Source organism: Peribacillus sp. TH27 (genome assembly GCF_016650915.1).
Taxonomy (GTDB): domain Bacteria; phylum Bacillota; class Bacilli; order Bacillales; family DSM-1321; genus Peribacillus; species Peribacillus butanolivorans.
Window position 1 is genome coordinate 5,360,334 of the sequence record NZ_JAEKEV010000002.1, and the last position, 14,719, is coordinate 5,375,052.

The window sequence follows — 14,719 nt, forward strand, 5'->3', positions numbered from 1 at the left end:
GAAATATCGTTAGTTATCCTATAATTGTAGGAAGAAAAACCCATGTTGGTTTTTAAAAATGTAGACGGAAGGGAAAGTTTCCGATATATTAAAGCTGAAATCTTAGTTACTTTTTAGGAGGGCTCGTCACATGAGACCGTTTTATTTATATTTAATGAAATTCCGACAACCTAAAGAAATTGATGCCATCACTAAATTTGCTAATCACGCTTATAACGATCACAGTTTCCCAAAGCAATCGGATGATTATAATGAATTAAGTAGTTATTTAGAATTGAATGGCGACTATCTCGAAAGTATGACTGTATTTGATCGTGCGTGGGAACAATATGTCCAAATAGAAGAAGGACTCCAGTAGGGAGATCAGGAATAGGGGGGATCGAAGGATGCTTAAAAGCCTTCAAACCCGAATTTTGCTTTATTCTTTACTTATAGCAAGTCTACCTGTTCTGATATTAGGAATAATTTCCTATGGATCACAACGCTCTTTGCTTGAAAAAGAAGCAAAAAATGCCCTGAATGCAGGTTCACTTAATATCGTCAATGAAACATATAATTATTTGAACGAACGGAATAGTGATGTGAAGTTATTAAGTGCAAATTCGGTAATCATAAATCCTGGCTCATCAAAAGAAGAGAAGTCTGATGAACTAAAAAAGTTTATTGGAGCAAAACGGGAATATTACGGAGCTTTGTATTTGGATTTGGAAGGTAAAGTTATTGCAGATACATCTAATAAAATGATTGGAGCTAACTTAGCTGAGAGAATTTGGTTTGAAGAAGCACTAGAAGGTAATGAATTTCTTTCTGACGTGTATAAAACACGAGCTTATTCTGAACCCATAATAACTTTAAGTGCACCGGTATATGGTAGTACAGGGCAAATGGTTGGTGTTGTCTCCTCGGCCTTCCGCTTAGAAAACCTTTGGGAGATGATCGAGAGAAAAGCTATTGATATTAGTGATAAGTATCCTGTGAACATTTTCATGATTAATCAAGAAGGTATCATGGTTTCCAAAAAAGATCCCCATGGCGTCCAACAGAATTCTACCTTAGAGGAAATGGGATTAACAAAAGCAAAACTGATAGAAGCTTCTGAAACGGATAACTTGTACAGTGCAGAGAATGGAGAGAAAATATATTCTATTCAGGCTGTTCATACGATGGCACAAACGGAAAATAAATGGTTTGTGGTTGTGGGAGCTGATAAGAAACAAGTGTTTCAGCCTTTGAATGATCTTTTGTCACGTTATCTAACCATTTACACGATTTTATTTGTATCAATCATTATAGTGGTCTATTTATTTACAAAGACTCTTGTACGACCTGTTCAAGATCTTGTTGAAGCAACAGAGGAATTTATTGAAGGAAAAGAATTCGTCGTTTCTAATAAAAGAAGCTTTGAAGAAATGGTAAAACTGAACCTTGCTTTTCAGAGAATGATGGAAACGATAGAGGATCGTGAAAAGGAAATCGTTCGTACTGAAAAGTTGAAATATGTAGGTCAGCTAGCTGCAGGGGTTGCCCATGAAATTAGGAACCCATTGACTACAATAAAGGGGTTCTTCCAACTATTGAAGAGCCAGGATTATGATAAAACTTTAATAGTAAAGTATAGTGATGTCATGCTTGAGGAAGTCAATCGGGTTAATGTATTTGTAACTCAACTTCTTGATTTAGCAAAGCCTCATCAGCTTGAATGGGAGAAACTTGATCTAAAAGATTTCCTCGATGAAATTATAGATGTCTATTCTTCTTCAAATCCTAGTTCTCATGTAACATTAATTAACTCAGTGACACAATCTATATATATTTATACTGATCGAAACCGATTGAGGCAAGTTCTCTTGAATGTCTTGAATAATTCTTGTGAAGCATTCGATTCTAAGGGGAAGATTGAATTGAATCTTACATTCATTCCTCAATATATAAAATTAATCATTCGTGATGATGGAATAGGAATTAGCCCCGAGAATTTAAAAAATATCGGTATGCCCTTTTATACAACAAAATTGGAAGGGAATGGTCTGGGAGTTGCGACATGCATCCAGATTATGGAGGAACTAAAAGGGAAATTTCAAATTGAAAGTACATATGGCCAAGGAACAGACGTAATCCTGACTATTCCTACAACGAACCGTCTCATTCGATGAGACGGTTTTTTACGTAAAGAATGAATAGTAACCCACATAACTTTAGCATTGAAATGACCCTTTATTAAATGAGAGTACTTTTGTATCTAAATGAGCAAAATGCCCCCCTCTTTCTATTAACCTCCATGTTTGTTTGTGCATATAATTTACTAATCAAACGATAAGGACCATATTGGGGGATGTCTCTTATGGGCAAGAAAAAACAGCCGAAATTTAAAATAGGCGATACAGTCGTAATAATAATGTATGGGACAGTCGGGAAAATAACCGATGTAAAATTTCTCGATGGTGCTTATGTGTATGAAGTGAATTATAGTGAAGGTCTTTATATTGAAAAAACATTGCAATCCATAAATGAATACGAAGGAGAAATCCTTTATCAAAGAGAACAGATCGATATTGAGTACAAATATTTATTAGGTGACTTAGTCCAGGTAGATGGATATGAACAGGATTATTTCAAGATTATCGGCTATCGAACAGAAATATGGCGCTATAAGGAAAATGCCTGGGAGGATGTGATCTATGAGTTATCACGAATCTCCGACGGGGAATGGCTTGAAGCGCATGAAGAAGAATTGACCTTAATAGCCGATGCCAAACGTGCAGATGCAATTATTCGAAAATTAGGGCTGCTCCTTTCTAAAAAGAATAATGAGCTTGCTATCATTGCTAAACAAAACAACCCTGGTAAAGGTGAGCGAGAAATGACTATGACAAAAAATGAAAAAAAGGAAATGATCGATGGACTGTTAGATTTATATAATGATTACTGTAAGCTCTATGAACATTTTGGCGATGATGAATATCACCATATCATGAAAATCGCCCTTGCTAAAATTGAAAAAGCGGCAGAGGAAATTTATCCGGATCATAAAAAAAAGCAAACAAAGTGAAAGGTATTCCACCCTTCTAATAAGCCAATTAACTAATTACTATACAAAAGCTTCTGTTCAATAATGGCAGGAGTAGATAATTATAAGTGGAGGCAATTTTCATGAAAAAGTGAACACTTCATATGTTTTTATTTAATGAAATGCCTTACTGGAATATTTGTCTCTATACATTCATACACCTTTAATTAAGGGGGCGATGATTTGCGAGAAATTGAGGTTTTTATTGATACAGAAGAGATAGCGGAATTCTTCTTTCAAGAATTGATAAGACGGGGCTATCTTCCAACAGAAGCTGAAGTTGAAGATCTTGCTGACATCACATTCGAATATCTTCTTGAAAAATGCATAATTGATGAAGAAGTCGATGAGTAACCTGTCATTAGACGGTTAGCAGCTTCCTTTCCCTTAATTCTAAAAATATTTTAAAAGACGGCGGACCACCGCCGTTTTGTTTGTATTTTTATATGTAAGAGCCTTATTCTAGACCTCTTAATAGATTCCAGATTTCAATCCCTTACAAGCTCTTGAAATTAAGGTTCTGTTTTCCTATCTTGAGGTTGATATGGTATAGTAGTTTTTGAACATCTTTTCAACCAAAAGTTAAGGAGGACATAGTTGTATGAGCGTACATATTGGTGCTAAAGAACATGAAATTGCGGAAACGGTCTTACTTCCTGGGGACCCGTTACGAGCAAAATACATAGCAGAAACATTTTTAGAAGATGCTAAACTATACAATGAAGTACGTAACATGTTTGGATATACGGGGACATATAAAGGGAAACGCATTTCTGTCCAAGGTACAGGGATGGGTGTTCCATCCATTTCCATCTACATAAATGAATTAATGAATAGCTATAATGTGCAGAAGCTGATTCGTGTTGGGACTGCTGGTGCCATTCAGAAAGATGTAAAAGTTAGAGATGTAATCCTGGCAATGAGCGCTTCTACGGATTCACAAATGAACCGCCTGACATTCGGGGGAGTCGATTTTGCTCCAACAGCAAATTTCGATTTGCTAAGAAAAGCTTATGAGGCAGGTATTGCCAAAGGTTTGCAATTAAAGGTCGGTAACGTGTTTACGGCCGATCACTTTTATAACGATAATAGTGAATTAGAAAAATGGGCGAAATATCAGATTCTAGCTATAGAAATGGAATCAGCAGCTCTATACACGCTTGCTGCTAAATTTGGACGTCAAGCTCTTTCTGTTTTAACCATTTCCGATCACATATTAACTGGTGAGGAAACGACGTCTGCTGAGCGCCAGTCAACATTTAACGAAATGATTGAGGTAGCATTAGAAGCAGCAATACAGGACTGATATTAAGAAGAAAATTTACTTGCGGGTTACCAGGAATAAATGAAGCTGTACGATGATAGTTAGGATACAGACTCATTTATTCCATGGTATCCGCATTTTTGTAATTTAACAGATTATTGGCAGGGAAATATTATGGGTTTGGTTAAGAATTTTATTTCTGATTTTACCTACGCGAAATGGTGAAAAAAGATATATATATGATCAAAAGTTGTTTTTTTGATAACTAATATTTTCCGATTAGCCTGAAAGCTGATAAAATAGAGAAAAAGTTTATATCGTCATGAAGAATGAAAGTGGTGAGGCTTCAGTGGAAGAAGAAAATCAAAAACAGCCTAAAGAGGCAGGGAAATTCATAAAAATAAAGAAGTTTACGTTCATTATGGGGATTTTCTTACTCATATTTCTAACCGCAGGGATTACTACAATAGCCTTGACCTTTGGAGATGAAAAAGTAGAGTCTTTAGCACCGGATAAACATTCGGAATTTGAAAAGCTGTATTCTACATACGATACGATAAAAGATAACTACTATGAAGAGATTGATCAAGACAAGCTGGTTGACGGGGCAATTAATGGAATGATCAAATCATTGGATGACCCATATTCTACTTATATGGATAAAAAGGAAGCATCGAGTTTCCATGAGAGCATCTCTTCATCTTTTGAAGGAATCGGTGCTGAGATACAAGAGCAGAATGGAAAAATTATGGTCGTTTCACCGATAAAAGGGTCTCCAGCAGAAAAAGCAGGGGTAAAACCGAATGATATCATTTTAAGTGTGGACGGTAAAAGCATTGAAGGATTAAGCTCTTCTGAGGCTGTCCTGAAAATCAGAGGCGAAAAAGGGACGAAAGTGGATTTATCCATCACTAGAGCAGGTGAGCCGGAACCGATTGCTCTTACGATTAAGCGGGATACCATTCCAATTGAAACAGTATATGCCGAAATGCTAGATGATGGAGTTGCCAAAATCCAAGTAACAAGTTTTTCTGAGCATACTGTTAAAGAGTTGGAAACGGCACTTAATGATATGTCCAAGAAAGATATGAAAGGCCTTATCTTGGACTTGCGTGGTAACCCAGGTGGATTGCTTGACCAGGCTATAGATATGGCAAGCTTGTTTATTCCAAATGGGGAAGTAGTTCTTCAAGTTGAGGAACGTAGCGGGAAAAAAGATGTCTATAAATCGAAGAATAATGGAGAGTTGAAGATTCCAGTAGTCGTATTGATTGATGATGGCAGTGCAAGTGCATCTGAAATTGTCGCAGCGGCTGTCAGTGAATCAGCGGATATTCCTTTAATAGGTGTTAAATCATTTGGGAAAGGAACTGTACAAACAGCCCAAGACTTCGATGATGGATCTAACTTTAAATACACGGCAGCAAAATGGCTGACTCCTGAAGGTAATTGGATTCATAAAAAAGGGATCAAGCCGGATATTAAAGTGAATCTTCCTGATTATGCCAGCCTTCCATATATTTCGCCGGATAAGGAATTGAAAGCATCTGATTCTTCCAGTGAAGTAAAGGCAGCTGAAAAAATGCTGAAAGCAGCAGGCTATAATCCAGGTAAGATAGATGGATTCTTTGATGAAGAAACAACAAATGCAGTTAAAGAATTCCAAAAAGAACAAAAGGTTAAAGAAACAGGTATTATCAAAGACGATACAACCGTAAAATTAATGCAGGTCATCCGGGAGAAAATCCTTGAAAATGATACACAAGTGAAAAAAGCAGTGGAAGTTTTAAAGAAGGAAATCAAATAATTTGAGTATAAACAGCCTGTCAGCGATTACCGTTGACAGGCTGTTTATCGTTAATTGCATAATACTTCAATAAAAGGGGAAAAATATGGTTACTTTTACCGATGAGGTGAGGATATGAAAGAGAAGGTACTGTTCATATGTTTAATTGTCTTAATGCTGGCTGGTTGTTCATATTCGCCTGTTCCCCAATTAAATAAGAATAAAAATACGGAAAAAAACCTTTCTAAAGAAGAGAGCCAAGAAAGTATGAAAACTTTTCTATTGATTGGTGTCGATTCTCGTGGAGAGGAGGATTCTCGGGCAGATGCTGTGATACTAGCACGCTACTTTCCTGAGCAGCAGAAGCTAAAACTTGCTTCTATTATGCGTGATAGTTATGTGAAAATACCGGGTTATAAATACGGATATAACAAAATAAATGCTGCTTATTATTATGGTGGCAGTGAACTACTTAAGAAAACAATACAAGAAAACTTAGATGTTAAAGTCGATCATGTTGCAGTAATTGATTTTAAGGGATTCGTAAAGATGGTTGACCTACTTGCCCCAGATGGTGTGATGGTAAATGTGAATCAGGAAATTATTGATGATATGAGCATTGAAGCCAGCAGCGGTAAAAATGTATTACATGGTGAGGAAATATTGAAATATGTCCGTTTCCGACATGATGATGAAAGTGATTTTGGACGGGTCGCGCGTCAACAGGAAGTATTAGTTCAATTAAAAACGGGATTTATTAATCAAATCTCATCCTTTGAAGGGATGGTCGCCCTACCTAGTATTATTGAAAAAGGGATGTCCTACCTAGATACGGATATTGGGATGAAAACGATTATGGAAATGGGCTCTCAAGTTGTCTTCCAATCCCCAGATTCTGTAGAAACCTTAAGGATTCCAGTTGAAGGAAGCTATAAAGATGAAATATATCCCCAATCTGGAGCAGTTTTGAAAATGGACTACACTAAAAATAAGGAGGCACTTCAAGAATTTTTTTCAAGGTAAGAAGTGCTGATCGATCACTATTTGTTAATATTTAATCAATTTTTTGAAAAATTAAGCTTGATTTAATAATATATAATCTTTTATAAAGAACCTCGCAAGAATAAATATAAATATCATAGTAAAATGAACGAGGCGAAATCACATATGCGATTCCGCCTCGTTATGATTAGTTTCATCTAAAAGATGAAACCTGGCTCAATTGACAAAAAGCGGAATGTTTTTCACATAGTCTGGTGAAATAATACCGTTTTCTGTTATGATGCTCGTGATTAGATGATTCGGTGTGACGTCAAAGGCTGGATTGAATGTCTTTACATTATCTGGGGCTATCTTTACTCCCTGAATGAAGGTAATCTCGTCCCCATTCCGCTCCTCAATCGGGATGGATGTGCCAGATTCAAGGGAAAGGTCGAAAGTGCTTGAAGGAGCGGCCACATAGAATGGGATACCGTAATGATTAGCTAATATTGCCAATCCCAAGGTCCCGATTTTATTAGCAGTATCTCCGTTTGCCGCAATCCTATCAGCACCAACTATAATACCATTGATTTGTTTATGATGAATGGTATGAGCAGCCATATTGTCAGAGATTAAAGTGACGTCCACTCCAGATTGCATTAGTTCCCAAGCAGTCAAACGTGCCCCTTGCAGGACAGGTCTTGTTTCACATGCATATACCTTTATCGGAAAGGCTCTTTCTTTCGCTAGATGGAAGGGAGCCAAGGCTGTACCATAGCGAGCAGTGGCAATTCCCCCAGCGTTGCAATGCGTTAATATGGAATCTCCTTCAGCAAATAAGGATAAACCATGTTCCCCGATTTTTCGGCACATTTCTTCATCTTCTGTAAAGATTGCTTTTGCTTCCAGTATAAGTGCCTCTTTGGCAGTTGGAATACTCTTGGCTGCTTGCAAAATGTTATCCATCCTTTTTAACGCCCAAAAAAGGTTGACTGCAGTAGGGCGTGAAGAAGCTAGTTTTTTAATATGTGTAGTTACATTTTGTTTGAATTCCCCTAAATCAGTTGAACCATCCTGATTCGCTCCAAGTGCGACACCGAATGCTGCAGTTAGACCAATTGCTGGGGCACCGCGGACCTTTAATGTCAAAATGCTGTCAAATACATCCTCAACGGAATAAAGTTTAATGAATTCTGTAATTGTAGGTAAGGCCTGTTGATTTAATAAAGTTATATGAGTATCATCCCATTGAACGGAATAAGGTAAGGCTGTTGTCGTCGTCATATGTAGTTCTCCTTTTAAAGGGTTGAATAGGTAGGCAGTGTATGTTGCTTCAATGCTTCAATCACAGCTGGAACATCCAATTCTTCCCTTTTTTTAATTAAAAAAGCACCAATTTTCAATGTAGCCGTTTTGGCAGCGATTCTTGTTTCTTTATCTTCAATAACATTTAAATCTGCAACATGAGATAAGCCTATTGTTCTCCGAATCAGCTCGCAGCCAGCAAAACCATATGCATCTTTTCTGAATTTAGTGAGCACATATGATAGATAACCATTTACTTGACGAAACGGACTTTTGTTTTGGGTATTCCAAAGACTAGTATATGTCTCTTCAAAAGTATCCCAAAATTCTTGGAGGTGTGTGAAAATTTCCTCTTTTCCAGCGGGATTACGTGTAACTGCCTGGAATAGAATGTTTGCTGTGTATTGGCCAAGATCAAACCCAACTGGTCCATAAAAAGCGAATTCAGGATCAATAATCTTCGTTTCGGTATCACTTGCAAATATACTTCCCGTATGTAAATCTCCATGAAGTAAGGCTTCCTGTTCGGTTTCAAAGCTTTGTTTCAGCTTAGCGACTTCAAGTATTACTTCTTGATCATTCCAAATGCTTTTGGCAGCATCCGTCAATTCTACTTCATACTCACCCGGTAGTTCTTCAAAAAAAGGATCTGTGAAAACAAAAACTTCAGTAATTTTGCAGAGTTCAGGATTCGTGAAGTTTCGGGCCACTTCTTTTTTCGCAGACGGTTCTAAATGCAAATCAGATGTGTAAAATGCCGTTTTGGCAACATACTCACCAATATGTTTCGATAGTAATGGAAATTGATCGCCATCGATTAAGCCTGTTCTCGCTATTTTTAAGTGTGAGAGGTCTTCCATGATTGTGATAGCAAGCTGTTCATCTGAATAATAGACTTGCGGTACAAATTCGGGACAATAGCTCTTGAAATGGATAAGTGCATTTGCTTCAATTGCAGCCCTTTTTAAGGTCAGCGGCCAACTTTCACCAAGTACCTTTGCATAAGGAACCGCTTGTTTGATTATAATTCCTTTTTTTGTGGCTGTGTCTGTAATATGAAAGACATAATTTAAGTTTCCATCGCCTATCTCTCTACATTTTAAAGTGGCATCTGTTTTGACCAACCCTAGTTTTTTTGCAAGGGTTATTGCAGTTTCATTTGACAGTAATTCAAAGTTCGAATGGTTTAAAGTCATTATTTTCCCCTCCAAATATTTAAAATAATAATGAAAAAGCCTCTTTCATATAGAAAGAGGCAGAAGTTTTAGCTTCGGACCTCTTATCTTCCAGAAATATTGCTTTCTGGTGGAATTAGCACCGTGCCCTGTGGATTTATAATCCGGCGGAAACTCCGCCCCATTTCACAATGGTATTACAGTCGGTTGCTGGGCTTCATAGGGCCTTTATCCCTCAGCCTGCTCTTGATAAGAGTAAATGTAAATGTTTTCTGAAATTTTAATCTTCGGGAAAATAATATCAACTTTTTAAATAGTTTGTCAATGGGTAATTTAATAATAATCCGCACGACGTTCTTCGAATTCAGTTTTGTTACATGCTTCCGTTACTTTTGAGAGGTCCAGGGTACCTGTTAGGAGTTCTTTCTTCGCCGGCTTCACTTACGATATTCCCCCATGGATCTATAATCAGGGATTGTTCGGCAAATAGTTTAATAAAATCGACCCTGAACGATTTAATGCTAAAATGTAGGGTTGGTTCTCCATGGCACGGCTGACCCTATATCGGTCCCTAATGATCGAGGCTCGGTTTGGGCCACTCGGCGGATACGAATAGAACTTCCGCACCTTGAACGGCATGGACTCACTGACATCCTTGTATACGTATGTTATAACAAATGAATGTAATCGTTTTTTCTGCTTCTTCATCCGCAATCTCATTCAACCTAGTTAAGTCGTATCCAACTGTTCAAAGTTCAGGTAAAATAACTATATCCGGATTAGATTAGACGGCGTTTTCTATCCATTTGTACTGCGAAATGAAAGTTAATATAGGGTTATCCAAAGGCATATCCATTTGGTGGAAGGAGATTTTCCATTTCATTTTTTAAAACCTCTATATGTAAAAAAACACTTTACAAGACTATGATAAACATATATCATTTGTGACTAGAATTTCAAGAAATTTCAGAGAAGGTGTTTAATGATGCAATTCGAAAAATCCAGACAGCTTCAGGAACTACCCAAGCAGTTTTTTGCTTCTCTAGTTGCAAAAGTTAAGGCAATTACAGAGCAAGGTCATGATGTCATTAATTTAGGGCAGGGAAATCCTGACCAGCCGACGCCAGAGCATATTGTGAAAAGTTTGCAGACTGCTGCAGAAAATACAATAAATCATAAATATTCTCCTTTCCGAGGACATCAATACTTAAAAGAAGCTGCGACTGTCTTTTATGAACGTGAATATGGTGTCAAGTTAGATCCTAATAGTGAAGTGGCTATTCTATTTGGTGGAAAGGCAGGACTTGTCGAACTTCCACAATGTTTATTGAATCCCGGGGATACGATTCTGGTACCTGATCCAGGCTATCCTGATTATCTATCTGGTGTAGTTTTAGCCCAAGCAAAAACAGAATTCATGCCTTTGACAGAAGAAAATGATTATCTTCCGCATTATGGAGAAATACATACAGAAACCCTTGAAAGAGCCAAAATGATGTTCTTGAACTATCCGAATAATCCAACTGGAGCATCAGCAACTGAGGGTTTTTTTGAGGAAACCGTCTCGTTTGCGAAAGAACATTCAATTTGTGTGGTTCACGACTTTGCTTATGGAGCGATTGGATTTGATGGAAAAAAACCGATTAGTTTCCTTCAAGCAGAGGGGGCAAAAGATGTAGGTATCGAAATATATACTTTATCTAAAACATATAATATGGCAGGGTGGAGAGTGGGCTTCGCTGTTGGAAATAAAAGTGTCATCGAAGCTCTTGAACTGTTGCAAGATCATCTTTATGTAAGTCTTTTCCCTGCAATTCAAGAAGCAGCGGCAAGTGCGTTACTAGATTCACAAAGTTGCGTAGAAGAATTAGTGAACAAATATGAAGGGCGCAGAAATGTTTTTATTGATGGATTACGTTCCATCGGCTGGGATGTCCAAGCTCCTAAAGCATCTTTCTTTGCATGGCTCAAGATTCCTGAAGGTTTCACGTCCGAGAGTTTTGCTGATTATTTATTAACGCATGCTCACGTAGCTGTTGCTGCTGGAAATGGATTCGGTGAATTTGGAGAAGGATATGTTAGGGTGGGGTTACTTACTTCTGAAGAACGGCTTCAAGAAGCAGTTGAACGGATTCGCGCATTGAATTTATTTGGAGAATAGTGGAAGATTCCAAGTTAGCTACCGTTAAATTGTTGAAAACTTATTGACAAAGTATGGATTACCTGTCAGAATACAAAATAAATTCTTAATCTTTTGATACTTGAAGTTTAAATATATCAGCGTTTTCTTATTTTGAGCAGGTGGAGGGACTAGCCCTATGAAGCCCAGCAACCGACCGTAATTCCATTGCGAAATGGGGCGGAATTCTTCGCCGGATTTTTTTGGAATCCACAAGGCACGGTGCTAATTCTTGCAGCTATAAGCTGGGAGATAAGAAGATGGCTTTTTTAAAGCCTCTTCTTTATGAAGGGGCTTTTATTGTTTTAACATGGATTAACAGTCGAAGATTCCATTCTCCATATATCGAGGTAATAGGAAAATTATGGAAACCGTATTAGCCAGATATTAGAATACTGACTTCAAGACTTTACTAACGTTTAATAGGAGTGATCAGATGAGCGAGATAATCGCTACTTATTTAATTCATGATTTCAATGGCGAACATGAGAAAAAAGCCGAGAGTATTGCCTTAGGTTTGACAGTAGGAACATGGACGGACCTGCCTCATTTGGTCCAGAAGCAGTTGGAGAAACATAAAGGACGTGTTGTTTCCGTCACCCCTCTACCTGAAGCAGAAAGAGCAAACCGTTTTTTCAATCGTAAGGTGTACCGTTCGATGATAAAAATTGCCTACCCGTCGGGAAATTTTTCTAATGATTTACCGGCTATTCTCACGACAGTATTCGGTAAATTGTCATTGGATGGGGAAATCAAACTGATTGACTTGGATTTTGTTGGCGATATACACAAGGCTTTTCCAGGACCTCAATTTGGGATTACAGGTATAAGAGAAAAGATTAACGTATTGGACCGGCCTCTGGTGATGAGTATTTTTAAAGGGGTATTAGGACGGGATCTCTTATTCCATAATGAGCAGCTGAAACAACAAGCATTAGGAGGAGTCGACCTGGTAAAAGATGATGAGATTCTCTTCGATCAGGAGCAGACCCCATTCATTGATAGAATAAGAACGGGCAGACAAATTTTGAAAGAAGTCTATGAAACAACGGGCCATCGAACTTTATATGCTGTCAATCTATCAGGTAAAACTTTTGAATTATTAGAAAAGGCAGAGCGTGCAGCAGAAGCAGGTGCCGATGCCTTATTATTTAACGTTCATACATATGGATTGGATGTACTTCAAGCTTTGCGTGAAAACGATCGTATTAATCTACCGATCATGGCTCACCCTGCATATAGCGGAGCAGTAGCTTCATCGTCATTTTATGGTGTCAGCTACGCGTTATTGCTTGGAAAATTAGTAAGACTATCAGGTGCGGATTTATCTCTATTCCCTTCTCCATATGGAAATGTGGCACTTGAGAAAGAGGAAACATTAGCGATTGCTGAAGCTTTGACGAAAGATGAGCCGTCATGGAAAAAAGCCTTCCCGGTTCCTTCAGCAGGTATTCATCCGGGAATGGTTCCTAATCTAATTAAGGATTTTGGGAAGGACAGCGTAATTAATGCAGGCGGTGGAATCCACGGACATCCCGACGGAGCAAAGGGCGGGGCAAAGGCTTTCCGTTCTGCTGTAGAAGCTGTTCTTACAGGCAAGGCATTATCTGATGCGGCTTATGAAGATGAAGCACTAAGCAAAGCACTTGAGTTATGGGGAGGCTTGTAAGGAATAATGAAACCGATTATTTTTTGTGATTTTGACGGAACAATTACTAACTCAGATAATATCATCGCTATCATGAAAAAATTTGCACCTCCGGGATGGGAAGAGCTAAAAGACGGTGTTCTTCAGCAAAAAATCAGTATATCTACAGGAGTTGGGAAAATGTTTTCCCTGCTTGACAGTAGCCTAAAGGAAGACATTATTCAATATGTGAAGGATACAGCCGGCATTCGCCCAGGGTTCAACGAATTTGTGGATTTTACAAAACAAGCGAACATACCTTTGTATATTGTAAGTGGCGGTATGGACTTTTTTATTGAACCGCTTTTAAATGATATATTGCCTTCAGATTGTGTTTATTGCAACAGAGCTTATTTCAATCAGGAAAAGATCTTAATTGAGTGGCCGCATACTTGTGATAAACAATGTAACAATGATTGTGGTTGCTGTAAGCCATCTATAATGAGGGAAATTACAGAAGCAGATGATTATAAAATTGTTATTGGAGATTCGGTGACTGATTTTGAAGCGGCAAAGCAGGCTGATTTTGTAATCGCCCGTGACATACTGCTTGAGAGGTGCAGAACAGAAGAGATTCCCCATCAAGGATTTGAAACGTTTTATGATGTGATGCACATTTTAAAACAGCAGATGGAGGTAAAAGCATGAAGAACCATACTAAAAAGTGGCAGGAATTAGCGGAAATTAAGGCTGAACTTGCCGAACGGGATTGGTTTATGGGGACGAGTGGGAATTTATCCATTCGCGAGTCTAGAAGCAGTTCCTTTTATATTACGGCAAGCGGTAAGGATAAACGGAAGCAAACGGATGCGGACTTTTTACTAGTGGATTTAAAAGGAATCCCAGTTGAGAAAACAGAGCTGAGGCCATCTGCTGAAACTCTGCTTCATACAGTGATTTACGAGAAAACTAATGCGAACTGTGTACTCCATGTCCATACTGTAGAAAATAATGTGATTTCTGAATTATATGGAGATGAAGGGGAAGTGACTTTCCGTAATCATGAAATTATTAAAGCGACAGGGCGATGGAATGAAGATGCAGAGTTTAGAATTCCAATAATATACAATCACGCTGACATTCCTTTGTTAACTGAAAAGTTCAAGCCACATGTTGAAGAAGACTCAGGAGCGGTGCTTATTCGCAATCACGGAATCACGGTTTGGGGGAAAAGTGGACTCGAAGCAAAAAGAATTCTAGAAGCATGTGAATTTTTGTTTCAATACCAACTGTTGCTCAATCAGCAACAGGCATTTGCAGGTTCGATAAGATAAA

The 14,719-nt window shown here is 38.1% G+C and carries 13 protein-coding genes and 2 riboswitches; of the genes, 11 read left to right on the forward strand and 2 right to left on the reverse strand.

What is annotated here, in order from left to right; genetic code table 11:
- Positions 1-130 precede the first annotated feature (130 nt).
- The 7 genes from JFU24_RS27280 (at position 131) to JFU24_RS27310 (ending at position 7,140) form a co-directional block, all read left to right on the forward strand.
- The gene (locus tag JFU24_RS27280; RefSeq protein ID WP_053346600.1) at positions 131-358 is read left to right on the forward strand and encodes a YozE family protein; all 228 of its coding nucleotides are present in this window, start codon (positions 131-133) and stop codon (positions 356-358) included.
- 28 nt (positions 359-386) lie between these two features.
- Positions 387-2,153 (forward strand): sensor histidine kinase, encoded by a 1,767-nt coding sequence (locus JFU24_RS27285; protein ID WP_201223975.1) that lies wholly within the window; start codon positions 387-389, stop codon positions 2,151-2,153.
- Positions 2,154-2,341: 188 nt separating this feature from the next.
- Positions 2,342-3,049 carry a hypothetical protein gene (locus JFU24_RS27290; RefSeq protein WP_053346598.1) on the forward strand — a complete coding sequence of 236 codons (708 nt, stop codon included), beginning with the start codon at positions 2,342-2,344 and terminating at the stop codon, positions 3,047-3,049.
- 201 nt (positions 3,050-3,250) lie between these two features.
- On the forward strand, positions 3,251-3,421 hold the full coding sequence (locus tag JFU24_RS27295) for a YozD family protein (protein WP_064505166.1): 171 nt from the start codon (positions 3,251-3,253) through the stop codon (positions 3,419-3,421).
- Between the two features lie 247 nt (positions 3,422-3,668).
- On the forward strand, positions 3,669-4,373 hold the full coding sequence (deoD, locus tag JFU24_RS27300; protein ID WP_053346597.1) for a purine-nucleoside phosphorylase: 705 nt from the start codon (positions 3,669-3,671) through the stop codon (positions 4,371-4,373).
- Positions 4,374-4,653: 280 nt separating this feature from the next.
- Positions 4,654-6,138 carry a lmo1851 family serine protease gene (locus JFU24_RS27305; RefSeq protein WP_201223976.1) on the forward strand — a complete coding sequence of 495 codons (1,485 nt, stop codon included), beginning with the start codon at positions 4,654-4,656 and terminating at the stop codon, positions 6,136-6,138.
- A gap of 114 nt (positions 6,139-6,252) precedes the next feature.
- Positions 6,253-7,140 (forward strand): LCP family protein, encoded by an 888-nt coding sequence (locus JFU24_RS27310; RefSeq protein ID WP_201185407.1) that lies wholly within the window; start codon positions 6,253-6,255, stop codon positions 7,138-7,140.
- Positions 7,141-7,335: 195 nt separating this feature from the next.
- Here JFU24_RS27310 and mtnA read toward each other — a convergent pair whose 3' ends face one another.
- Together mtnA and mtnK are read right to left on the reverse strand one after the other, a co-directional pair.
- A complete protein-coding gene (mtnA, locus tag JFU24_RS27315) occupies positions 7,336-8,382 on the reverse strand; it encodes an S-methyl-5-thioribose-1-phosphate isomerase (RefSeq protein ID WP_201250761.1) in 1,047 nt (348 codons plus the stop codon).
- Positions 8,383-8,396: 14 nt separating this feature from the next.
- Positions 8,397-9,599, reverse strand: a complete 1,203-nt coding sequence (gene mtnK, locus JFU24_RS27320) for an S-methyl-5-thioribose kinase (protein ID WP_201223979.1) — start codon at positions 9,597-9,599, stop codon at positions 8,397-8,399.
- Positions 9,600-9,679: 80 nt separating this feature from the next.
- A riboswitch (SAM riboswitch) is annotated at positions 9,680-9,834 on the reverse strand.
- A gap of 726 nt (positions 9,835-10,560) precedes the next feature.
- On the opposite strand from mtnK, the gene JFU24_RS27325 reads away from it, so the two are divergent.
- The 4 genes from JFU24_RS27325 to JFU24_RS27340 all read left to right on the forward strand — a co-directional run bounded on the left by JFU24_RS27325 (position 10,561) and on the right by JFU24_RS27340 (position 14,718).
- Positions 10,561-11,739, forward strand: a complete 1,179-nt coding sequence (locus JFU24_RS27325; RefSeq protein WP_274607024.1) for a pyridoxal phosphate-dependent aminotransferase — start codon at positions 10,561-10,563, stop codon at positions 11,737-11,739.
- 124 nt (positions 11,740-11,863) lie between these two features.
- A riboswitch (SAM riboswitch) is annotated at positions 11,864-12,016 on the forward strand.
- 177 nt (positions 12,017-12,193) lie between these two features.
- Complete coding sequence (gene mtnW, locus JFU24_RS27330; protein ID WP_201223982.1) at positions 12,194-13,426, forward strand: 2,3-diketo-5-methylthiopentyl-1-phosphate enolase; 1,233 nt, start codon at positions 12,194-12,196, stop codon at positions 13,424-13,426.
- Positions 13,427-13,432: 6 nt separating this feature from the next.
- A complete protein-coding gene (locus JFU24_RS27335) occupies positions 13,433-14,092 on the forward strand; it encodes a 2-hydroxy-3-keto-5-methylthiopentenyl-1-phosphate phosphatase (RefSeq protein ID WP_201223984.1) in 660 nt (219 codons plus the stop codon).
- Positions 14,089-14,718, forward strand: coding sequence for a methylthioribulose 1-phosphate dehydratase (locus JFU24_RS27340; RefSeq protein WP_201185395.1), 630 nt, complete (start codon positions 14,089-14,091; stop codon positions 14,716-14,718). Before JFU24_RS27335 ends, JFU24_RS27340 begins: the two co-directional genes overlap by 4 nt.
- Position 14,719 lies beyond the last annotated feature (1 nt).

Excerpts from the sequence above, each read along its gene's own strand:
- JFU24_RS27280 (WP_053346600.1), top strand. The coding sequence starts at position 131 with ATGAGACCGTTTTATTTATATTTAATGAAATTCCGACAACCTAAAGAA.
- JFU24_RS27285 (WP_201223975.1), top strand. The coding sequence starts at position 387 with ATGCTTAAAAGCCTTCAAACCCGAATTTTGCTTTATTCTTTACTTATA.
- JFU24_RS27290 (WP_053346598.1), top strand. The coding sequence starts at position 2,342 with ATGGGCAAGAAAAAACAGCCGAAATTTAAAATAGGCGATACAGTCGTA.
- deoD (WP_053346597.1), top strand. The coding sequence starts at position 3,669 with ATGAGCGTACATATTGGTGCTAAAGAACATGAAATTGCGGAAACGGTC.
- JFU24_RS27305 (WP_201223976.1), top strand. The coding sequence starts at position 4,654 with ATGAAGAATGAAAGTGGTGAGGCTTCAGTGGAAGAAGAAAATCAAAAA.
- JFU24_RS27310 (WP_201185407.1), top strand. The coding sequence starts at position 6,253 with ATGAAAGAGAAGGTACTGTTCATATGTTTAATTGTCTTAATGCTGGCT.
- mtnA (WP_201250761.1), bottom strand. The coding sequence starts at position 8,382 with ATGACGACGACAACAGCCTTACCTTATTCCGTTCAATGGGATGATACT.
- mtnK (WP_201223979.1), bottom strand. The coding sequence starts at position 9,599 with ATGACTTTAAACCATTCGAACTTTGAATTACTGTCAAATGAAACTGCA.
- JFU24_RS27325 (WP_274607024.1), top strand. The coding sequence starts at position 10,561 with ATGATGCAATTCGAAAAATCCAGACAGCTTCAGGAACTACCCAAGCAG.
- mtnW (WP_201223982.1), top strand. The coding sequence starts at position 12,194 with ATGAGCGAGATAATCGCTACTTATTTAATTCATGATTTCAATGGCGAA.
- JFU24_RS27335 (WP_201223984.1), top strand. The coding sequence starts at position 13,433 with ATGAAACCGATTATTTTTTGTGATTTTGACGGAACAATTACTAACTCA.
- JFU24_RS27340 (WP_201185395.1), top strand. The coding sequence starts at position 14,089 with ATGAAGAACCATACTAAAAAGTGGCAGGAATTAGCGGAAATTAAGGCT.